Origin of the sequence: Flavobacterium sp. (assembly GCF_044371705.1) — a bacterium.
In the GTDB taxonomy this organism is placed as follows: Bacteria; Bacteroidota; Bacteroidia; order Flavobacteriales; family Flavobacteriaceae; genus Flavobacterium.
The window spans coordinates 1-21,981 of record NZ_JBILTE010000020.1 but is presented as its reverse complement, the minus strand read 5'-3'; the positions used below and the strand labels follow the sequence as shown (position 1 = coordinate 21,981).

Below are 21,981 nucleotides of genomic sequence, written 5' to 3'. Positions count from 1 at the left end.
CGTTCATTAGCTTTGTGTAAAACTGTATTTTTCATGACTATTAGATTTTTTGTTATTTATAGTACAAATTTACAACCCTAAGAAAGGTTTAGCACTTAATATAGGTTAAGAAAGTTGCAGGCTATCCGTCTTGCGTTGTTTGGGTTGAATATTTTATCAGTCGGAGCAGTGCCACTGTAAACTGCGACTACCTATTTCCGCAACATGCGACTTTTCATTTTGCTAAAAAATTCTGGCGTTACACCGATATACGAGGCAATTTGTTTTTGAGGAACCCTTTGAATTAGCGATGGGTATCTGTTACAAAATTTTTCAAAACGTTCTTCTGCTGATAAACTTAAATTATCCATCAACCGTTCTTGATGAGCAACCAAGGAATTTTCGGTTAAAATTCTAAAAAAGCGTTCTAGTTTCGGAATATCAAAATACAATTGTCCTTGATTTTCTTTAGGTAATAAAATCACTTCCGAATCTTCTAAAACTTCGATAAATAAATTGCCGGGTTTTTGAGAAAGTAGGCTGTACATGTCACCAATCCACCAGCCTTCGCAGGCAAAATGCAGTACATGTTCTACGATGTTGTCATTAATGTTGAAACTTCTCACTAATCCCGAATTAACAAAGTAAGAATGCTTACAGATTTCTCCAGCATTGTGCAATACGGTTTTGGTTTTATAATGTTGTATTTCAATCTTAGATAAGAACAATTCTTTTTCCGCTTCAGTAAGGGAAATAATTTTTGCTATGTTTTCTAAAATTAAAGCCATTATGCAATTACTTCTACTAATTTTGCAGCCGCTTTTGCTCTTTCAATTATTTCTTCCATAGGAGTTTCCAGTTTATCACTCACTAATGCAACACCCATTCTTCTATAAGGTCTTGACGAAGGTTTTCCAAATATTCTAAAATCTGTTTTGGGTAATGCGGCAATTTGTTCAATACCCGAATAAGTGGGGTTGGTTGAATTTTCAGAAGCTAAAATAACCGCACTCGCTCCGGCTTTTTCTGCTGTGATTTCGGCAATTGGTAAACTTAAAATGGCTCGTAAATGCAATTCAAATTCGTTAAAATTTTGTGTTCCTGCTAAGGTAACCATTCCCGTGTCGTGCGGTCGGGGGGATAATTCGGAGAAATAAACTCCTTCATTAGTTAAGAAAAATTCGACTCCAAATAATCCGGCTCCGCCTAATGCTGCAGTCACTTTTCGGGCCATTTCTTCAGCTTCCAAAATGTCTTTTTCCGAAACGAATGCCGGTTGCCAACTTTCTTGATAATCGCCACGTTCTTGTCGGTGACCAATGGGAGCACAAAATAAAGTGGGTAAATTATTGTTTTGGGTCACGGTTAATAAGGTGATTTCAGAATTAAAATTAACAAATGCTTCCACAATTACTTCTACCACATCACCACGAGAGCCTTCCACAGCATAGTTCCAAGCTTTCGCAATATCTTCAATTGATTTTATGGTTGATTGTCCTTTTCCTGATGAGCTCATTAAAGGTTTTACCACACATGGAATTCCAATTTCTGCAACTGCATTTTGTAATTCTTCTGCCGCAGTTGCGTAGCGATAATTTGCTGTTCGTAAGCCTAACTCTTTCGCAGCTAAATCGCGAATGGCTTTTCGGTTCATGGTGAAATTTGCCGCTTTTGCTGATGGAACAACAGTTATGCCTTGCCTTTCATAATCATAAAAGCGTTCTGTTCGAATGGCTTCAATTTCAGGAACGATAAAATCGGGTTGGTGTTTGGCAACGATTCTGTCTAATTCGGCACCATCTAACATATTGATCACTTCATACGCATGAGCCACTTGCATCGCAGGAGCATTTTCGTAGCTATCAACAGCAATAATGGTTTGGCCGATTCGTTGTGCCGCGATGACAAATTCTTTTCCGAGTTCTCCGGAACCGAGTAGGAGTATTTTAGACATTATTCTCTGATTTTTTTAATTTATTTTGAGTCAGTTTAACGATAATTAAACTTACAGAAAAAGTTGTAACAATGTTTGCGAAAATAAAAGTAGTTACTATTGTAATTATCCCGATTAGTAGAGATTTTATTTGAGATTCTAAAACTATTGAAATACCGAAAAAAAATGTTGTAAATACAAGTGTCAAAAGTAAAATTAAAAATAATTTCAAGTTTAATTTAGCTGTAAAAATAAAGCTAGAAAGAATAATACTTTTAGTTGAAAGGTAGTTTGAAATTTTTTTTCCTTCATACCATAAAAGAAAGATAAAGCTAAAAGGAATAATCCCTCCCCAAATTAATGGATGCCAAAACCCTTGAAAACCAGAAGTAAATATCAAGAAATTGAATGGAGGAAATAAAGAAGTAATTAATACAAGAATTGAAAAAGTCAATCCAACCGGAAGACCAATTAAAAGAGCGAAACGACTACCTATTTTTTCTTTCATATTCTAATTGAGCAGGGTTTGCGTGAGGGATTGAAGTGGAAAGCCCGCAGCACAAAGGTTTGCGTTTTTGCGGGTTGTGCTGGCGACCAACGGAAGCCGAGCACAACCCGACAAAAACCAACCTTTGGACGAGGACTTGCAACGAAAAGCCCGACCCTTGTGGACACGCCAAAGTTATAAAAAAAGCCCCAAGTCTCCTTGAGGCATTATATGTTTAAGCTAAAACTTCTTTGATTCTTCGCAAAGCTTCTCTGAGTTGCTCTTCGCTGGTTGCATAGGAAAATCGAATGCAGTTGGGGTTTCCAAATGCATCTCCGGTTACGGTTGCAACGTTGGCTTCGGCAAGTAAATACATCGAGAAATCTGTAGCGTCTTTGATTAAGGTTCCGCGTAAAGTTTTTCCAAAGAATGACGATACATCTGGAAATACGTAAAATGCACCTTCGGGGACGTTGATTTTCAGTCCCGGAATAGCTTTGATTAAACCAACGACTAAATCTCTTCTTTTGTGAAAGGCTTCCACCATATAGTTTAACACTTTTGGGTCGGCATCCACAGCAGCAATAGTTGCTTGTTGAGCAATAGAATTCGCCCCAGATGTAACTTGTCCTTGCATTTTTGTACATGCTTTGGCTATAAATTCAGGTGCTCCGATGTAACCAATTCTCCATCCGGTCATCGCAAATGCTTTGGCTACACCGTTAACCGTAATAGTTCTTTCAAACATACCCGGGATGGATGCAATGCTGCAAAAAGTTCCGGAGAAATTGATATGTTCGTAGATTTCATCGGCTACTACATAAATATTGGGATATTTTTCTAATACTTTAGCAATGGCTGTAAATTCTTCACGGCTGTAAACAGATCCACTTGGGTTGCAAGGAGAACTGTACCAAATCATTTTGGTTTTTGGAGTAATGGCTTTTTCTAATTGTTCGGCTGTGATTTTAAAATCACTTTCTACAGAAGTGGGAACTTCTACCGGAATTCCACCCGACATTTTAATAATCTCGTAATAACTTACCCAATAAGGAGCGGGTAAAATTACTTCATCACCATCATTTAACATTACTTGAGCAATGTTGTACAACGACTGTTTGGCTCCGGTTGAAACCACAATGTTTGCCTGTTTATAATCTAAATTGTTATCTCTTTTGAATTTTCTGCAAATAGCTTCTTTTAGTTCGGCATAACCGTCAACAGGAGAATACGTACTGTAGTTTTCGTCGATTGCTTTTTTTGCAGCTTCTTTAATAAAGTCAGGTGTGTTAAAATCAGGTTCGCCTAAACTTAAACTGATAATGTCTTTTCCTTGTGCTTTTAATTCTCTTGCCAATGCTGCCATCGCCAAGGTTTGAGAAGTAGATAAATTATTAATTCTATCCGATAACGGGCTCATTGTAGTATGTTTTGTAGTTGTGTAAATTTTTATTATGCCATTTGTGGTTCTTGACCTAGCTCTTTCAAATGTTTGAAGTGAGCAATAACGGCACCTCTCATGGTTTTGAATTCATGATACGGAAGATTACATTCTTTGGCAGTTTCTCTCACAATATCAGCAATTTTACCATAGTGAATATGGCTGATATGAGGAAAAATGTGGTGTTCGATTTGGTGATTCAAACCACCGGTGTACCAATTTACAATCCAGTTTTTAGGTGCAAAATTAGCTGTAGTAAACAATTGGTGAATGGCCCATGTGTTTTCAATTTCGCCATTTTCGTCCGGAACAGGGTTGGTTGTCTCTTCAACAACGTGTGCTAGTTGGAATACTATACTTAAAATTAAACCTGCAGTATAATGCATTACTGCGAATCCCAGAAGAACTTTCCACCAAGTGATTCCCAGTAGCATTGGTAAAACTAACCAAATGGAGAAATATATTACTTTGGTTATGATTAAAGTTGTCCATAAAAATTTGGGACTTTTTGGTTCGCCATACGATAACTTGCGTTTTAAGTAGGCTCTCATTTGTTTGAAATCGGTTGTAATTGCCCAATTAAATGTTAGTAAACCATAAAGAAAAACCGAATAGTAATGTTGAAATTTATGAAAATATTTCCAGTCTGCTTGCTTTGAAAAGCGAATAATTCTGCCGGCATCTAAATCTTCGTCATGTCCTACAATATTGGTATACGTGTGGTGTAAAACATTGTGCTGCACTTGCCAGTTGAAAACATTTCCTGCTAAAATGTAAATGCTGCCACCCATTATCTTGTTTAACCAAGGCTTGTTAGAATAAGATCCATGATTTCCATCATGCATTACGTTCATTCCCACTCCGGCCATTCCCACTCCGATTACTACATTTAATAGCAAGTAAGTCCAAAAAGGCATATCCATTGCCAAAAGGAAAAAATAAGGCGTTAAGAAAATGGTAAACATCACGATTGTTTTTAAGTGAAGTTTCCAATTCCCGGTTTTTTGAAGATTATTTTCTTTGAAGTAGTTGTTAACCCGACTATTAAGGGTTCTAAAGAATTTCAAACTGTCTTGTTTTGAAAATGTTGGGATTGTGGTATTCATGTATGTTTTAAATTTTTTCCCAAAGGTAAGTATTAATATAAATCATAACGTTGAACAAACAATAAAATTTCAACACCAAAATGTTTACATTTGTTAAAAATGGCACAAAATGGAAGAAATCCTTACTTATTTTCCTAATCTATCTGAAAATCAAGTCTTTCAATTTAAAAAACTGGAAGAATTGTACCACGATTGGAATGCAAAAATTAATGTTATTTCACGAAAAGATATTGATGAATTGTATGTGAAACACGTTTTGCATTCGTTAGGAATTGCTAAAGTAATGGAGTTTCAGCCCAAAGCAACTGTTTTAGATGTAGGAACGGGTGGAGGATTTCCCGGAATTCCTTTGGCAATTCTGTTTCCCGAAACACGTTTTTACTTAATTGATGTCATTGCAAAAAAAATAAAAGTTGTAAACGAAGTGGCTGCAGCTTTGGAATTAGAAAATGTAAAAGCCGAACAAATGCGTGCGGAGAATGTCAAAGGTGAATTCGATTTTATCGTGAGCCGAGCCGTTACTAATATGCCTGATTTTGTTTCGTGGATAAAAGATAAAATCAAAAAACAGCATAATCACAAACTCAAAAATGGCATCTTGTATCTGAAAGGTGGCGATTTAAGCGAAGAATTGAAAGATTTTCCGAATGCAACACAATACAATTTATCCGATTACTTCGCTGAAGATTTTTTTGAAACAAAAAAAGTGGTACATCTACCATTGAAATTTATAGCATAAAAAAATCCCGATTTGTCGGGATTTTCTTTTAAATGATGCTTCTACTATCCTAAAAATGGATATCTATAGTTTTCCGCTGTTACAAATGTTTCTTTGATAGTTCTTGGTGAAACCCAACGCAATAAATTTTGAGCAGATCCTGCTTTATCATTCGTTCCCGAAGCACGTGCCCCGCCAAAAGGTTGCATTCCCACAACAGCACCGGTTGGTTTGTCGTTGATGTAGAAATTACCAGCACAGTTTTCCAACGCATGTGTTGCTTCTGCAATTGCATAGCGATCCTGACTAAATACAGCTCCGGTTAGTGCGTATTCTGAAGTTTGATCAATCAATTGTAACGTTTCTTTCCAGCTAGCATCCTCATAAATATATACGGTTAAAACCGGACCAAAGAGTTCGGTTTCCATCGTAGCATATTTAGGATTCGTGGTTAAAATAACTGTTGGCTCAACAAAATAGCCTTTGGATTTATCATAGTTGCCGCCAAATAAAATTTCGGCATCGCTATCTTTCTTTGCCTGATCAATATATTTGGCCAATTTATCAAAAGAGCCTTCGTGAATGACAGCAGTGAAAAAATTAGAAAAATCCTCGGGAGAACCCATTTTGATGGTTGCCAATTCCTTCGCCATTTCTTCTTTTAGTGCTGGCCATAAACTTTTTGGATAGTAAGCTCTTGATGCGGCTGAACATTTTTGTCCTTGGAATTCAAAAGCTCCACGAATGGAGTTTGCAGCTACTTGTTTTACATTTGCACTTGGATGTGCAATAATGAAATCTTTCCCTCCGGTTTCACCAACAATTCTTGGATATGTTTTGTATTTGTGTATGTTGGTGCCAATTTTTTTCCAGATTTCCTTGAATACAAATGTTGAACCAGTATAATGAATTCCCGCAAAATCAGCATGGTCAAAAATAGTATCCGAAATCATAGCCGGATCGCCAAATACTACATTAATTACTCCGTTAGGAACGCCTGCTTCTTTAAATACATCGATTATTATTTTTGCAGAAAACACTTGACTATCGCTTGGTTTCCATACAACTACATTTCCCATCATCGCTGCACTTGCAGGCAAATTTGCTGCGATTGCAGTAAAATTAAAGGGAGTTATTGCATAAACAAATCCTTCTAAAGGACGGTATTCCACACGATTCCACACAGAAGAATCCGAGCTTGGCTGATCGTTATAAATTTGAGTCATGAATTCCACATTGTAACGCAAAAAGTCAATCAACTCACACGAAGCGTCAATTTCTGCTTGGTGAATGGTTTTTGATTGAGCAATCATGGTTGCGGCATTAATTTTTGCACGATACGGACCCGCGATTAATTCGGCAGCTTTCAAGAAGATTGCAGCACGTTGTTCCCAAGGCATTTCAGTCCAAGTCTTTCTTGATGCCAAAGCATTTGAAATTGCTTTTTCAACATGACTTTTTTCAGCTAAATGATAGGTTCCAACAATGTGTTGGTGGTCATGCGGAGCCGACATGTTATTTGTTTTTCCTGTTCTGATTTCTTCAGAGCCAATATATAAGGGTACATCAATTTTTGAGTTCCACATTTCTTTGTACGCGGCAAGAACTGCTGCTTTTTCGGGACTATTGGGAGCGTAAGCTTTTACGGGTTCGTTGATAGCTTTCGGCACTTGAAAAAAACCTTTGAGCATAATGATCTATTTTTTAAAATTGAGTAATAAAATGACAGCAAATGTACGAAAAATTAAAAATTCGACACGTTACAAAAGTTACAAATGATAATTTCGTAATTAATTCAATGCAAAAGGTGCACTTAATTTAAAAGAAGGGACAATCACTCTAAAATTTCTAGTGGTAGTGAAATTAATCATATTAAAATGCCCGCTCATGGCTCCAAATGGAGAGGATAATAAGCAACCGGAACTATAGGTGTGGTTTTCTCCGGGTTTGATTACTGGTTTTTTGCCTATTACGCCTTCGCCATCAACAACCTCTAAGTGGTTCAAAGCATCAAAAATTTCCCAATGACGAGACATTAATTGAACAGAATCCTTGCTGTGATTTTCGATAGTAATATGGTAACTAAAAGCAAAATGCAGTTTGTAGTTCTTGAAGTAAGTGCCTTCAAAACTTGTAGATACAGAAATCTTAATCCCTCTGGTAATTTGTGAAACCATAGCTAGTATAACAAAAATCCTATAAATAACACAAGTGCTGCAACAAAAGAAGCAGTTATTGGTAAAAGAATGCTCAAAATTACAAATTTTAAAATTGTTTTTAGTCTACTTTGTTGATAAAAATTTCTTAATGACTTGTAAAAATAGTAAGCCATCACAAAAAACAATAGACCGGTTAAGTCAATGTTAGTGAGTAAATTAATTATTTCTGTTAGAAACAACAATAAAAAAGCAAAACTCATTACACTAAACACGAAGACCATATGTTCTGCGTAAAACATTTTTTTTCTTTTGTAAATAAAAGCAAAGACAACCGTTAAAAAAGGAAGGGAGACAAACAATATAAAAGGTATTTTTCCTTCTAAATACTCAATATATTTTTCGTAACCTTCTTTACCGCTCGAATCTGCCTCGTTAAATTTATTTATTTGATAACCTTTCCGCAATAAATACCTATTCCATTTACTTTTGTTATGTTTGAGGGTATCTAATATAAGTTCCGGTTTTACTTTTTTCGACTTTTCTAAAAAACGGGAGTATATTTTTACTTTTAAAACAGTTCGTTTAAAAAAGTTTTTATCAGCTAACTGCTTTTCGGTATAAAAGGGCACATCGTCTTTATTTTTTAATTGAAGGGGTTTGATAGAGTCATTTATAACTAGTGCATTTGCTAAATTTAGTGAATCCTTTGGAGAAAGAATAGGATCTTTTTTAACCATTGGGCCTGATTCCAAATCATCAGTAGTTTCTGAATCAAATTTTGAAATAATACCCGTAAAGATAAAGTAGATTAAAGATACACTCAAGTAAAAACGAAACGGGTTGGCATAAAAAAGTCGCTTTCCAGAAATAAAATCTCTCGCAGCAACACCTGGTTTAGTGATTAGTGATACAATCGTGTGCTTGACTTTGGAATCGTACGCATAAAAATTGGCTAGAAATTCATCGATAAAGTCTCTGATTGTAAGTCGCTTGGTCGTATTTTTTTGCCCACAGTTGGGGCAAAACTTATCAGAAATATCTAGTGGATGCTTGCAATTCAAGCAAGAAATTCCGCGGTAGTTATTGGTGCTTTTGGTCGACAAAATAAATAAAACTAATTTTGTTTATTTTCAAATGAATTAGCCACTCCTTTTCCAATCACCCGATCAAATCGATCGTTATTAGCCCGATAGTATACAATGCAGAAATAATCGTTTTCAGTTTGAAAAAAGTTTCCGTCTATGGCATTTTCAAAATCAACCTTTCCACTTTTGTCGGCTAATGTGTACTCAAAACTAGTAAAGCCTTGCTTGATCATTATAGCTTTTTCATAGATTTTATTCTGCTGATTATATTCCATTTTATATTCCGGAGATAAGGCAAAATTATTAAACAATCCGGAAATATAAATATCATTTTTGCTGAAATTTGATGGAGCACTTAAACTGAAAAACACCCAACTATAATCTGCTTCAAGGTTGTCATTTGTAAGTGTGTTTATATTTCTTACGACAAAATTACCATTTACATCAGGATTGAATGTGTAAATCTTATTCTTTCGAGCCTCATCCGTAAGCAAATATGTTTTGTAAATACCGGAACCAGCATCGATTCGACGTATGCCGTTTAAAGCAACTCGAATATCCTTGCTGTCAAAAGCGAGAAACTCGTTGCCTGCCCAAAATTGTGTTTCCCTATCATATCTGTAAACCAAATCTGTACCTACCGTAAATTGTGGTTTAACGTCTTTAATTGCAGTATTCCAAATACCGTTTTTTAATAAAATTATTTTAATATTTTGAATTGGGTTCTGCAGCATCATGTTTCTTGGACTGATAGTAAACTCTAAATTGTGTTTAAAGTCAATGTCTTTTACAACTCTAGCTCTTCTAACAACCATTGGAACGCTAACTAAATCTTCGTAAAGAACAAATTTTCTGGAGAAAACAACTTCTTGCGAATTATTTAGTATAGTCAGCATGTAGTTACCGCTAACCAAAAAACCTTTAGTGAACTGGTTAGGGAAGTTTATTGTGTAGTGCGAATAGTTTTGTAGTGTATTAAACGAATTTTCGTAATTAATAATTCGTTGATTGTCCAATCCGTTTAAATATTCAATTTGACTCAATTGCGATTTACTCCAGTCATAATTACAATGAGTGATTGTGTAATAGTAATTAGCTTCATCCATAAACAAATCATCAAAAATAAACCTGAAAGTATCACCTAATCTAAATATTGGGATCACATTTTCATTGTTTTGTTGAAAAGAAATAGTTTTGATGTTGAAGGGAGGGTTCACTTCTTGCAGCACTTGTCCGAATGAGACCCAAGTAAAAAGAAACAAAAGAGTTGTGCTAAAAAGTCGAAACATAGTAGACAGAATTAATCTTAAAATGTAAATGTACAAAAAATATAAATAAGTTAATTTTTGATGTTTGTAAGTAGAAGTATTTATTTTTATCCAATTACAGGCGAATTCCATTCTTAATAGGTAAGTCCACGAAAGTGAATTGAGGTCAGCAGTTGTCCATATTTGCCTAAAATATTCTTTATTATTTAGAATGAATATAAATAAACAGAAATCGTTTAGACATTTGTTAATCCTTTATGTCTATTGTTTTTTAATTTTTAAATTTGCACCGTTTTAAATTATGTAAATTTTTTACTAATCATATCTTCATAACATATGTCTACAGACATTCGAATCAAGAAAGGTTTAGACTTGAAATTAGTTGGCGAGGCTCAGGCAATTATTGCTGTTGTTTCACGTTCTCAAGTTTATTCTATAAAACCTTCTGACTTTCACAAAGTTACACCTAAATTGGTGATTAAAGAAGGAGCAGAAGTACAAGCTGGAGAAGTTATTTTTTATTCAAAAGATGACGAGGCTGTAAAGTTTGTATCTCCTGTGAGTGGCAAAATTATTGAAATCAAAAGAGGTGAAAAACGTGTGATTTTGGAAATCAGAATACAAGCTGATGCTCAAGATACTTTCGTTGAACACGGGAAAAACAATCCAAATGAAATGTCAGCCGACCAAGTGAAAGCTCATTTATTAGCTTCGGGTTGTTGGCCATTTATCAAACAACGTCCGTATGATGTTGTGGCTCATTCAGGTGATTCTCCCAAAGCAATTTTTATTTCAGCTTATAGTTCTGCTCCATTATCGTCTGATGTTGAGGTAGCTTTGAAAGACAAAGTAGCATCTTTTCAAGCAGGCGTAGACGCTTTGAGAAAACTAACTTCAGGGAAAGTTCATCTTTCAGTGAACGGCAAATCAAACTCAATTTTAAGTGGTATTTCCGGTGTTGAATTGCACAAAGTATTTGGTCCGCATCCTGCCGGAAACGTGGGTGTTCAAATTGCAAAAATTAATCCGATTAATATTGGTGAAAGAGTTTGGGTGGTTGCTCCACAAGATGTGGCAATTATTGGTGATTTATTCCTAAACGGAAAATTTGATGCAACAAAAATAATTGCATTGGCCGGTTCGGAAGTGGCAAATCCTCAGTATTATGCCGTTAGAATTGGGGCTCAAATGAAAGAAATTGTTAGCGGTAAATTAGCTTCTGACAATGTACGTATTATTTCCGGTGATGTTTTAACCGGTGCTAAAGTTACAGCCGATGGAAATTTAGGATATTATGCAAATACGGTAACGGTTATTCCTGAAGGAAATCACTACCGTATGTTTGGATGGATGCCTTTTGCTGGTGCCGATAAACACAGTATGCAACGTACCGCATTATCATTTTTAGCACCGGGCAAAAAATACAAAGCAGATACCAATTTGAATGGGGAAGAAAGAGCTTTGGTTGTAACAGGAGAAATGGAAAAAGTAATGCCTTTAGATATTTATCCAATGCAATTATTAAAAGCTTGTTTGGCAAGTAATATAGATAAAATGGAAAAGTTGGGAATATATGAAGTAGCACCGGAAGATTTTGCTTTGATTGATTATATTAACACGTCTAAATTAGAAGCTCAGGAAATAATAAGAGAAGCTTTAGATTTAATGATTAAAGAAGTAGGATAAAAGTTATGAAGTTTTTAAGAGATAAAATAGACCAAATTAAAAAGCCTTTTGAGAAAGGGCAAAAATTTGAAAAATTTGCACCTGCAATAAATGCATTAGACACTTTTTTATTTGTGCCTAATCACACCACTAAGCATGGTGCTCATATTAGAGATGCAGTAGATATGAAGCGTACCATGATTACAGTGGTTCTAGCTTTAATTCCGGCCTTATTATTTGGAATTTATAATTCTGGTTACCAACATTTTGTTCAAATTGAAGGTGCCGATATGTCGTTTTGGAACGTATTTTCACATGGTTTGTGGAAAGTTTTGCCAATGATTATAGTGTCCTATGTTGTAGGATTAGGAATTGAGTTTGGTTTTGCAATATGGAGAGGGCATGAAGTAAATGAAGGATATTTAGTTACAGGATTGTTGATTCCAATGGTTATGCCAATTGATTTACCTTTGTGGATGTTAGCGATTTCAGTCGCTTTTTCTGTTGTTATTGGTAAAGAAGTTTTTGGTGGAACAGGAATGAATATCTTTAATCCAGCTTTACTTGCACGTGCTTTCGCGTTCTTTGCTTATCCAACGTATATGTCAGGCGACAAAATTTGGGTCAGTGAAGCTAGTACAACAGATGCTATTTCAGGAGAAACTATTTTAGGAACTTTAGCTCAAGGAAAAGAAGTTACCTATTCAACGTGGGATATGTTTGTAGGGTTTATTCCAGGATCAGTTGCAGAAACATCAACTTTGGCAGTATTAATTGGAGCAATAGTGTTGATTGCAACTGGTGTTGGTAGTTGGAGAATTATGGCTTCCGGAATAGCAGGTGCAATCGCAACCACATTAATGTTTAATGCGATTGGTTTAACCGCTTTAATGAATTTTGTTTGGTATGAACATTTAATTGTTGGCGGGTTTGCATTTGGAATAGTTTTTATGGCAACCGATCCTGTTTCTGCTGCCCAAACAGCAATTGGTAAAATTTATTACGGTTTTTTAATAGGTTTCTTCGCTATGACAATAAGGATTTTCAACCCTGCTTATCCTGAGGGAATTATGTTGGCCATACTATTAATGAATTCTTTTGCACCAGTAATAGATTATTATGTTGTAGAAAATAATATTAATAAAAGGATGAAAAGATTGACAAAGTCCAAAAAAATTAAAACTGCATAATCATGAATAGAGAATCAAATAGTTATACATTTTTATTTGCCACTGTCATGGTAGTTGTTGTTGCAACAGCATTAGCATTTGCTGCTACAACTCTAAAACCTGCTCAGGATGCAAATATTCAGAATGAAAAAAGACAGTATATTTTAAAATCTTTTGGAGTAAATGTTGCAAGAGATTCCTCTGTTTTGGCTTATAGAAAATACATCAAAGCTGAATATGTTTTTGATGCAAATGGTAATGAAATTGGGAAAGATGCATTCAATATTGATATTGCGGTGACTAAAGATAAATTTCCGGTTTTTGTCACAGAAAAAGATGGAAAGAAATTTTATGTTATACCGGTTAGAGGAGTCGGACTTTGGGACGCTATTTGGGGTTATGTGTCTATAAATGAACAGCTTATAGTTGATGGAATTGTTTTTGATCATAAAGCGGAAACACCTGGACTTGGTGCAGAAATCAGAGAGGATTTTTTTACTCAAAGATTTATAGGTGAAAGTATTTTTGATAAAAATGACGTATTGCAAGCTGTAAAAGTTGTCAAAGGATATACTGGAGGAGAAAATAAAGAGGATGGTCAAGTAGATGCAATTTCAGGAGCTACATTAACTTGTAATGGTGTTACAAATATGTTGGCGGCGGGACTGAAACCTTATGAAAAGTTTTTAAAATCAAATAAAAAATAATCAAGATGTCAGATAAAAGAGAAGGATTATTTAATAAAAGTAATATTAAGTTAGTTACAAATCCATTTAATGATGATAATCCTGTAACAGTCCAAGTATTAGGAATTTGCTCTGCATTGGCAGTTACAGTTCAAATGAAGAACGCTTTTGTAATGGCTTTGTCTGTTACAGTTGTGGTTGCATTTGGAAACGTGATTATTTCTTTATTGCGAAATTTTATTCCAAATCGGATTAGAATCATTGTTCAACTTGTGGTAGCAGCAGCATTGGTAATTTGTGTTGACCAAGTTTTGAAAGCCTATTCATACGATGTTAGTAAGCAACTTTCCGTTTTTGTTGGATTAATTATTACCAACTGTATTTTGATGGGACGTTTTGAAGCCTTTGCTTTAGGTAATAAACCTTGGCCTGCATTTTTAGATGGGCTTGGAAACGGATTAGGTTATGGAATCATTTTAATGATCGTTGCTTTTTTTCGTGAATTGTTAGGTTCTGGAAAATTATTTGGTGTTGAAATATTAGGTAGTTCTATTGAAAAAACAGGAGCCTATGCCTCTGGTTATGTTAACAATGGTTTTATGCTTTTGGCACCTATGGCATTAATAATAGTTGGATTGATAATTTGGGTACAAAGAGGTATTAATAAAAAATTAATTGAGAAAAATTAATAACTATGTTTGAATATTTTAATATATTTTTGAAATCCATGTTCATTGAGAATATGGTTTTCGCATTCTTTTTAGGAATGTGTTCCTATTTAGCGATTTCTAAAAAAGTCTCTTCTGCTTTAGGTCTTGGTATAGCTGTTACTTTTGTACAAGTAATGACTGTGCCTCTAAATTATTTAATGTACGAATACATATTAAAGCCGGGTGCTTTAAATTGGATCGATCCTACAATGGCTAATTTAGATTTAAGTTTTTTAACTTTTATTTTATTCATTGCTTCAGTAGCAACTATTGTTCAGTTGGTTGAAATGATTGTTGAGAAATTTTCACCGTCATTATATAATACTTTGGGTATTTTTCTTCCATTAATTGCGGTGAATTGTGCAATTTTAGGAGGATCATTATTTATGCAACAACGTGTTGATTCTGGAACTTATGCAAATTTTGGCCATGTTTTAACTTTTGCATTATCCTCTGGTTTGGGTTGGGCAATTGCCATTGTTTTATTAGCAGCCATTAGAGAAAAAATGGAATATTCTAATGTCCTCCCGCCTCTTAGAGGTCTTGGAATAACTTTTATTACCACTGGTTTAATGGCGATTGGTTTTATGAGTTTTGGTGGAGTAGATTTAAATGCTTTTAATAAAAAACCAGAACAAAAAATTGAACCTGTTCCGTCAGTCACTAATGAAGTAGTTACTGTTGTTGATTCTTTAAAAGTAGAAATAGAAACTCCAAAAAAAGATACATCTAAGGTCAACAAGTAATTGTATAAACTTTTAAAATTTAACTCATGTTTAGTATAACAGAATTAATTATATATTCGATTTTGGCATTCTTAGTTCTAATCTTGCTGATGGTATACATGTTATTGTATGCAAAATCCAAGTTAGTTTCGTCAGGTGCTGTCAAAATCAAGATTAATGGCGATAACGAAATTGAAGTCAATGCGGGAAGCACCTTGCTTTCTACCTTAGGGAATAGTAAAATTTTTCTACCTTCTGCATGCGGAGGCGGTGGAACTTGTTTGCAATGTAAATGTAAAGTTTTAGAAGGTGGTGGTGAGGCGTTACCGACGGAAGTTCCTAACTTTACTAGAAAAGAATTAGCCGACGGTTGGAGACTAGGTTGTCAAGTAAAAGTAAAAAATGACATGGTTATCGAGGTACCTGAAGAGGTATTCGGAATTAAAAAATTCGAAGCAAAAGTATATTCAAATTACAATGTAGCTTCGTTCATTAAAGAATTTATTGTTGAATTGCCGGACGATATGCATTATGAAGCAGGAGGTTACATTCAAATTGAAATTCCTGAGTGTGTAATAAAATATTCCGATATTGATATCACTGCTCATCCGGAAGAACATCCTGGAGAACCTGATAAATTCAAAGCGGAATGGGATAAATTTAATTTGTGGCCGTTGGTAATGAAAAATCCGGAATTAGTGGAACGAGCGTATTCAATGGCTTCGTATCCTGCTGAAGGAAGAAAAATCATGTTGAATGTGCGTATTGCAACCCCGCCTTGGGATAGAGCTAAAAATGGATGGGCCGCCGTTAATCCCGGTGTTGCATCTTCTTATATTTTTTCAATGAAAGCGGGTGATCCCGTGACTGTCTCAGGACCTTACGGTGAGTTTTTCATCAACGAAAGTGAATCAGAAATGCTTTATGTAGGCGGTGGTGCAGGTATGGCACCGATGCGTTCTCATTTATACCACCTTTTCAGAACGGTTAAAACAGGAAGAAAAGTAACTTATTGGTATGGTGGTCGAAGCAAACGTGAATTGTTCTATGTAGATCACTTTAGAGCTCTAGAAAAAGATTTCCCTAATTTCAAATTCTACTTGGCTCTATCTGAACCAATGCCTGAAGATAATTGGAAAGTTAAGGATGGTGTAAATGGCGAGGGAGATGGCTTTGTTGGATTTATTCATAACGTTGTAATAGATAATTATTTATCCAAACACGATAGTCCGGAAGATATTGAATTATATTTCTGTGGTCCCCCAATGATGAACGTTGCTGTCCAAAAAATGGGCGAAGATTTTGGAATTCCATTAGAAAACATCCGTTTTGACGACTTCGGAGGATAATAGTTTATAAACAATAAGGTTAATTTATTTTAAACCATTAAGCAGTTAAGTAATCAAGCTTAATTTCTTAATGGTTTATTTTTTCAAGTTAATGTTCCTTTTTTGATTTAATTAAGAATTGTTTTTTTTAATTCTAGTTACTTTTGTTCTATGGAAATTTTATCACAACAAGAACTTCACAATTTGGCTATGAATCATGTGGGTAAAGAACTCGAAAGTGAGGGTTTTGAGTTCCTTGCGGTAAATAGTCAGTTAAAAAGACATCCGCAATTTGTTTGTGTCGACAAACCTACCAATACCCTTCATTTTGTTTTGGTTACTGTGTATAATTATCCCGATAATCCGGAGGAGTATGACGAAATTTGGATGGAAAAATTCAAAACACACGCCATCAAATTAAAAGCAAAAATCCTTTATGCAGGCGTTGGAATTGCCAATGCGTCAGATTATGAAAAACCCGTCAACAAAAACGAAGATTATATCATCAATTACAATGGAATTAAAGAAATTAGTTAGCCTTTTCGTTTGTGCTTTTTTTCTGATTGGATGTAACGAAAATCAGAAAGAAAAAATTTTTGTTGTTCAAGGGGAAGCGCAGGGAAGTACTTATGCAATAAAATATATTCATTCAAGTGAAGTAATAAAAAAAGCGGCTATTGATTCACTATTAGTGGCTTTTGATCTATCACTTTCAACCTATCGGCCAGATTCGAAAATTTCCAAAATCAATGCCGGTGATTCTGCAATTGTTGTAGATGACTTTTTTGTTGAAACTTTTAAAACGTCGCAAAATATCTATCAAGTCACCAATGGATTTTTCGACCCGACAATCGGTGTTTTAGTTAATGCCTATGGATTTGGACCCACCAATGAAAAAATTGATTTAAACCCCTCAAAAATTGATAGCTTGCTAACATTTGTAGGTTTTGACAAAGTCAAGTTGAATAACAATAGGACTATTTCCAAAAAACACTCGGAAACCTATTTTGATTTCAATGCCATTGCACAAGGTTATTCGGTAGATGTAGTTACTGATTTTTTGAAATCAAAAGGTATCCAAAACGGCATAGTGGAAATTGGAGGTGAGATTTTTGCCTTTGGCTCGAATAGTTTAGAAAATAAAAATTGGGTGGTTGGAATCGATGATCCCACCCAATCACCTGAAGAGCGAACACTAATTGCTAAAATCAAATTAGAAAACCTTGGAATGGCAACATCCGGTAACTATAGAAAAGTGAAAGAAGATTCTTTAACAGGTCAAAAATATGTGCATATTATCAATCCTAAAACGGGTTTGTCTGAGCAAGGGAACATACTGAGTGCAACTGTTCTAGCTCCAAAATGCATTGATGCAGATGGATTTGCCACTGCATTTATGGTAATGGATATTGAGGATACTAAAAAACTTCTTCTGTCAAGAAAAGAGTTGTATGTTCTGTTAATTTATACAGATGAAAACAACCAAATACAACAATATAAAACGGATAATTTCAAAGAATTGTTGATAGACTAGTTTTTAAAACAAACCGGAATAATTTCTCCTTTTGCCAAACAATATTTCTCCACTAATTCAGGCGATATTTTGGCAGTATAATTCTCTTCTACAACGCTAAAACCAGCAATTCTAAGCTTATCAAAATAATCACGACCATAAATGCGAACGTGGTCATACTGCCCAAAAATTTTGGCTCGTTCCTTTTCATCTGTAATCGAATCATCTGAAAATGTTGTCGCTCTTGCCAAATCTTGCGGAATTTGAAAGATCCCCATTCCACCCGGTTTTAAAACGCGGTATAATTCCTGCATGGCTTTGGTATCGTCTGGAATATGCTCCAAAACGTGATTGCAAAGAATGACATCATACGAATTATCCTTAAATGGGAGATTGCAAATATCTGCTTTCACATCTGCCAATGGCGAAAATAAATCGGTTGTTGTATAATCTAAATTCGATTGATTTCGAAAACGTTTATAAAATGCTTGTTCAGGGGCAAAATGCAATACTTTTAATGCTGAACTTTTTTCAGCATCTCTTAATTTAATTAGTGGTTTATTGCCAGAAGAATCTGAAATGAATTCAGATTGAAAAAAATCGGTTTCCTTATTCAGATACAACCACAGCAATCGATGTCTTTCCAATGAAAGTGTGCTTGGTGACAAAACATTGTTACGTTGCTTTCCATATCCGTAAGGCAAAAACATTCGGAAGCTTTTTCCATCAATCGGGTCGGTAAACCGATTTCCTCTTAATAAAAAAGCTAAAATAGGCCGAGCGATATAGCTCAACCGAATTAAAATTGGGCGAGGAATAGTATTTAATAAAAATTTAAAAGCTTTTTTCATTTTTTGACACGAATTTCACTAATTTTCACAGATTTTAAAATTTAACAAAGCTCAGGATAGTGTTGATTTCTATAGAATTACTCTTTGATGTTTTAAAGAATCTTCTCCAAAGTTTACCAAAAGACCAAGTTTATTTTTTGAAGCAGCTAAATAATTTAAAGTTTGCCTGACATCACTTTTAGTCAAACATTGTATAGCTTTAACTTCAAGAATTATTTCGTCAAACACCACAAAATCTGCATTGTAATATCTTGAAAGAAAGATTTCTTTATATTCAATCCGATAGTTTTTTTCCCTTTCATATGGAATACCGTTCGTTCTAAATTCGTACTCTAAAGCTTCTTTATAGATAATTTCAGAATGACCTTTACCTAAAATTTTATGAACTTCCATACAAAGTCCAATAATTTTATAAGTTTCATCTTTTAAATATAAATCAATCATAAAAGGACATTTAAAAAAAGCTTTAAAAAACAAATTATAAATTTCCTAAGCTTTGTATAATTAATCTCTTCGTGTAAATCCGTGAAATCCGTGTCAAATTACTAACGTTTTCCTCCTAAACTCATCTTCTTCATTACTCACAATGCCTAGGGCTTCATAAATATATTTAAACGTTGAAAGCAACTCAGGTTTTCCATCAACCAATGCAACATTATGCTCAAAGTGAGCACTAGGTTTCATGTCTGCGGTTAATATAGTCCAACCGTCTTTCAGTTGTTTAATATTTTTAGTTCCCATATTAATCATGGGTTCAATTGCAACCACCATGCCTTCTACAAATAGCTTTCCACGACCTTTTTTACCGTAATTTGGCATTTCGGGATCTTCGTGCATTTTTTTTCCCAAACCATGGCCTACCAATTCTCGAACTACGCCATAACCATGCGATTCGCAGTATTTTTGAATGGCATTACCAACATCTTCTACACGATTTCCGGCTTTGAATTCACGAATGCCCACATACAATGATTCTTTGGTGACTTTCAATAGCTTTTTAACTTCCGGTGCTACTTCGCCAATTTCAAACGAATAAGCGTGATCACCATAAAATTCATTTTTCAAAACACCGCAATCCACAGAAATAACATCACCCTCTGCTAAAGGTTTGTTATTGGGGATACCATGAACCACTTGGGCATTTGGACTCATACAAAGTGAGTTAGGAAAACCGTATAAACCTAAAAATCCCGGAATACCACCGTTATCACGAATGAACTCTTCGGCTAGTTTGTCTAGGTACAAAGTGGTCACTCCTGGCTTTATTTCTTTCGCAATCAATCCAAGCGTTTTAGAAACCAATAATGAACTTTCACGCATTAATTCGATTTCTTCCTTGGTTTTTGAGATAATCATATCTTGAAATTTAAAGCGACAAAGGTACACTTTTTTAGAATTATTTACAGCAATACAATAGCAGAGGGATAGTTTATAGTGCTTTTTTAAAAAGAAATAATTTACAAACAAAAAAATAAAAACAATGAGAAATATCATCTTTACTGCCTGAAATTCACTTTATATTTGCTTAAAATTTAAAGATTATGAGCAAATATGTAACTGCAGAAGAAGCTGTAAAAGTTGTGAAATCCGGAGATAGGGTGTATTTACAAGCTGCAGCTGCTTCGCCAACAGTTTTATCTAAAGCATTAACAGCTAGAGCTTCCGAATTAATAAACGTAGAAATCTGCCATTTACACACCGAAGGTGAAGCTCCTTATGCCAACCCGGAACTTGCAAAAAGTTTTCATGTGAATTCGTTTTTCCTTGGAGCCAATGTCCGACATACTTTAAAAGCCGGAAACGGTTCGTATACCCCCGTTTTTTTAAGTGAATTACCCGTTTTATTTCGAAAAAACGTACTGCCGCTGGACGTGGTTTTTATTCATGTTTCTCCACCTGACCGACATGGTTATTGTTCACTGGGTGTTTCTGTTGAAGCATCAGTTGCTGCAATAGAAAACGCAAAAATTGTAGTGGCTCAAGTAAACCCGAATATGCCGAGAACATTTGGTGATGGAATTCTTCATGAATCGGAAATTGATTATTTGGTAGCAGTAAATGAACCTATTTTTGCCCATGGCATTGATACTTTTACTCCCGAAGAAGAAAAGATAGGAGAATTTGTTGCTTCCCTAATTGAAGACCGAAGTACACTTCAGATGGGTATTGGTTCCATTCCGAATGCTGCTTTGAGCAAATTACACAATCATAAAGATTTAGGATTGCACACAGAGATGTTTTCTGATGGAGTGATTGATTTGATTGAGAAAGACATTATCAATTGTAACTTTAAAGGAACCACACGCGGACGTGTTTTAGCAACTTTTTTAATGGGTTCCCGAAGATTATATGATTTTGTTGACGACAATTCTTTTGTCGAATTAAAGGAATCGTCGGCTGTAAATGACACGGCCAGAATACGAAAAAATCCGAAAATGGTAGCTATTAATTCCGCTATTGAAGTTGATTTAACCGGACAGGTTTGTGCCGATTCAATTGGTGGAAAAATGTATTCAGGTGTTGGTGGCCAAATGGACTTTATTCGAGGTGCTTCCTTAAGTGTTGGAGGAAAAGCAATCATTGCATTGCCTTCGCAAACAAAACGTGGTGAAAGTAGAATTGTACCCTTTTTAAAACAAGGAGCGGGTGTTGTCACTACACGGTCGCATGTTCAGTATATTATTACAGAATATGGCATAGCCAATTTGTATGGAAAAACACTAAAACAACGAGTAACAGAATTGGTTAAAATTGCTCATCCCAATCATCGGGAGTGGATTGAAAAAGCTTACTATGAGATGAGTGAAATTAAACCATTTTCATTCTAAACCATATTCCTAGCTGCTTTGTTCAATTTCATTTAAAAAAAGCAGTTTTTTTTTAATTATTGAATTCCGGACTGGCAATTAATCGAAACAAATCGGAATTAGATACGCAAAATTTTATTTGTGTATCTATTTGTTGCAAGCTGGTACTCAGCAAACTGTTTTCACGTGTGTTTATAAGAAATAATGAACTTTCTCCAAATAAAAATAGTTTTTCTTCAGAATCTAACATTGTTTGGAAATTTGACACTAACTCATTTGCGATATCAATTTGGCTTTTTAATGAGCTGATTTCTTCTAATTGATATTCAATTTTATTTTTCAAAACCTGAT

The 21,981-nt window shown here is 34.9% G+C and carries 22 protein-coding genes and 1 pseudogene; 10 read left to right on the top strand and 13 right to left on the bottom strand.

Annotated elements, in window-relative coordinates:
• Positions 1-191: 191 nt before the first annotated feature.
• The 5 genes from ACIQ2S_RS02745 to ACIQ2S_RS02725 form a co-directional block, all read right to left on the bottom strand.
• Entirely contained in the window at positions 192-767 is a 576-nt protein-coding gene (locus tag ACIQ2S_RS02745) for a Crp/Fnr family transcriptional regulator (protein WP_396172571.1), read from the bottom strand.
• Complete coding sequence (gene purT, locus ACIQ2S_RS02740) at positions 767-1,933, bottom strand: formate-dependent phosphoribosylglycinamide formyltransferase (RefSeq protein ID WP_396172570.1); 1,167 nt, start codon at positions 1,931-1,933, stop codon at positions 767-769. Before purT ends, ACIQ2S_RS02745 begins: the two co-directional genes overlap by 1 nt.
• Entirely contained in the window at positions 1,926-2,420 is a 495-nt protein-coding gene (locus ACIQ2S_RS02735) for a hypothetical protein (RefSeq protein WP_396172569.1), read from the bottom strand. Before ACIQ2S_RS02735 ends, purT begins: the two co-directional genes overlap by 8 nt.
• A gap of 214 nt (positions 2,421-2,634) precedes the next feature.
• The gene (locus ACIQ2S_RS02730; protein ID WP_396172568.1) at positions 2,635-3,819 is read right to left on the bottom strand and encodes a pyridoxal phosphate-dependent aminotransferase; all 1,185 of its coding nucleotides are present in this window, start codon (positions 3,817-3,819) and stop codon (positions 2,635-2,637) included.
• A gap of 32 nt (positions 3,820-3,851) precedes the next feature.
• Complete coding sequence (locus ACIQ2S_RS02725; protein ID WP_396172567.1) at positions 3,852-4,946, bottom strand: fatty acid desaturase family protein; 1,095 nt, start codon at positions 4,944-4,946, stop codon at positions 3,852-3,854.
• Between the two features lie 109 nt (positions 4,947-5,055).
• On the opposite strand from ACIQ2S_RS02725, the gene rsmG reads away from it, so the two are divergent.
• Complete coding sequence (rsmG, locus tag ACIQ2S_RS02720) at positions 5,056-5,685, top strand: 16S rRNA (guanine(527)-N(7))-methyltransferase RsmG (RefSeq protein WP_396172566.1); 630 nt, start codon at positions 5,056-5,058, stop codon at positions 5,683-5,685.
• Positions 5,686-5,729: 44 nt separating this feature from the next.
• On the opposite strand, the gene pruA is transcribed toward rsmG, so the two are convergent.
• The 4 genes from pruA to ACIQ2S_RS02700 all read right to left on the bottom strand — a co-directional run bounded on the left by pruA (position 5,730) and on the right by ACIQ2S_RS02700 (position 10,197).
• The gene (pruA, locus tag ACIQ2S_RS02715) at positions 5,730-7,355 is read right to left on the bottom strand and encodes an L-glutamate gamma-semialdehyde dehydrogenase (protein ID WP_396172565.1); all 1,626 of its coding nucleotides are present in this window, start codon (positions 7,353-7,355) and stop codon (positions 5,730-5,732) included.
• Positions 7,356-7,454: 99 nt separating this feature from the next.
• Positions 7,455-7,841, bottom strand: a complete 387-nt coding sequence (gene apaG / locus ACIQ2S_RS02710; protein ID WP_396172564.1) for a Co2+/Mg2+ efflux protein ApaG — start codon at positions 7,839-7,841, stop codon at positions 7,455-7,457.
• 2 nt (positions 7,842-7,843) lie between these two features.
• A complete protein-coding gene (locus tag ACIQ2S_RS02705) occupies positions 7,844-8,926 on the bottom strand; it encodes a DUF3667 domain-containing protein (RefSeq protein WP_396172563.1) in 1,083 nt (360 codons plus the stop codon).
• 11 nt (positions 8,927-8,937) lie between these two features.
• Positions 8,938-10,197: a DUF5103 domain-containing protein gene (locus ACIQ2S_RS02700; protein WP_396172562.1), complete on the bottom strand. Its 1,260-nt coding sequence runs from the start codon at positions 10,195-10,197 to the stop codon at positions 8,938-8,940.
• A 315-nt stretch (positions 10,198-10,512) separates the two neighbouring features.
• On the opposite strand from ACIQ2S_RS02700, the gene ACIQ2S_RS02695 reads away from it, so the two are divergent.
• From ACIQ2S_RS02695 to ACIQ2S_RS02660, 8 genes are all read left to right on the top strand, one after another.
• Positions 10,513-11,862 (top strand): Na(+)-translocating NADH-quinone reductase subunit A, encoded by a 1,350-nt coding sequence (locus tag ACIQ2S_RS02695; RefSeq protein WP_396172561.1) that lies wholly within the window; start codon positions 10,513-10,515, stop codon positions 11,860-11,862.
• 5 nt (positions 11,863-11,867) lie between these two features.
• On the top strand, positions 11,868-13,031 hold the full coding sequence (locus ACIQ2S_RS02690; protein WP_396172560.1) for an NADH:ubiquinone reductase (Na(+)-transporting) subunit B: 1,164 nt from the start codon (positions 11,868-11,870) through the stop codon (positions 13,029-13,031).
• A 2-nt stretch (positions 13,032-13,033) separates the two neighbouring features.
• Positions 13,034-13,717: an FMN-binding protein gene (locus ACIQ2S_RS02685; RefSeq protein ID WP_396172559.1), complete on the top strand. Its 684-nt coding sequence runs from the start codon at positions 13,034-13,036 to the stop codon at positions 13,715-13,717.
• A 5-nt stretch (positions 13,718-13,722) separates the two neighbouring features.
• Positions 13,723-14,385: an NADH:ubiquinone reductase (Na(+)-transporting) subunit D gene (locus tag ACIQ2S_RS02680; RefSeq protein WP_396172558.1), complete on the top strand. Its 663-nt coding sequence runs from the start codon at positions 13,723-13,725 to the stop codon at positions 14,383-14,385.
• A 5-nt stretch (positions 14,386-14,390) separates the two neighbouring features.
• Positions 14,391-15,152, top strand: coding sequence for an NADH:ubiquinone reductase (Na(+)-transporting) subunit E (gene nqrE, locus ACIQ2S_RS02675; RefSeq protein WP_396172557.1), 762 nt, complete (start codon positions 14,391-14,393; stop codon positions 15,150-15,152).
• A 26-nt stretch (positions 15,153-15,178) separates the two neighbouring features.
• Positions 15,179-16,480: an NADH:ubiquinone reductase (Na(+)-transporting) subunit F gene (gene nqrF, locus ACIQ2S_RS02670; RefSeq protein ID WP_396172556.1), complete on the top strand. Its 1,302-nt coding sequence runs from the start codon at positions 15,179-15,181 to the stop codon at positions 16,478-16,480.
• A gap of 150 nt (positions 16,481-16,630) precedes the next feature.
• Positions 16,631-16,996 carry a Na(+)-translocating NADH-quinone reductase subunit F gene (locus ACIQ2S_RS02665; RefSeq protein WP_396172555.1) on the top strand — a complete coding sequence of 122 codons (366 nt, stop codon included), beginning with the start codon at positions 16,631-16,633 and terminating at the stop codon, positions 16,994-16,996.
• Positions 16,974-17,993, top strand: a complete 1,020-nt coding sequence (locus tag ACIQ2S_RS02660; protein WP_396172554.1) for an FAD:protein FMN transferase — start codon at positions 16,974-16,976, stop codon at positions 17,991-17,993. Before ACIQ2S_RS02665 ends, ACIQ2S_RS02660 begins: the two co-directional genes overlap by 23 nt.
• On the opposite strand, the gene ACIQ2S_RS02655 is transcribed toward ACIQ2S_RS02660, so the two are convergent.
• The 3 genes from ACIQ2S_RS02655 to map all read right to left on the bottom strand — a co-directional run bounded on the left by ACIQ2S_RS02655 (position 17,990) and on the right by map (position 20,179).
• On the bottom strand, positions 17,990-18,823 hold the full coding sequence (locus tag ACIQ2S_RS02655; RefSeq protein ID WP_396172553.1) for a class I SAM-dependent methyltransferase: 834 nt from the start codon (positions 18,821-18,823) through the stop codon (positions 17,990-17,992). The two genes, ACIQ2S_RS02660 and ACIQ2S_RS02655, sit on opposite strands and share 4 nt — an antisense overlap.
• A 69-nt stretch (positions 18,824-18,892) precedes the next feature.
• On the bottom strand, positions 18,893-19,267 hold the full coding sequence (locus ACIQ2S_RS02650; RefSeq protein ID WP_396172552.1) for a GxxExxY protein: 375 nt from the start codon (positions 19,265-19,267) through the stop codon (positions 18,893-18,895).
• Positions 19,268-19,360: 93 nt separating this feature from the next.
• Positions 19,361-20,179, bottom strand: coding sequence for a type I methionyl aminopeptidase (gene map / locus ACIQ2S_RS02645; protein ID WP_396172551.1), 819 nt, complete (start codon positions 20,177-20,179; stop codon positions 19,361-19,363).
• 185 nt (positions 20,180-20,364) lie between these two features.
• Here map and ACIQ2S_RS02640 point away from each other — a divergent pair, with 185 nt between their 5' ends.
• Positions 20,365-21,651 (top strand): acetyl-CoA hydrolase/transferase family protein, encoded by a 1,287-nt coding sequence (locus ACIQ2S_RS02640; RefSeq protein ID WP_396172550.1) that lies wholly within the window; start codon positions 20,365-20,367, stop codon positions 21,649-21,651.
• Positions 21,652-21,703: 52 nt separating this feature from the next.
• Here the strand turns inward: ACIQ2S_RS02640 and ACIQ2S_RS02635 are convergent.
• A pseudogene (locus ACIQ2S_RS02635) lies at positions 21,704-21,981 on the bottom strand (transporter); the annotation flags it as partial.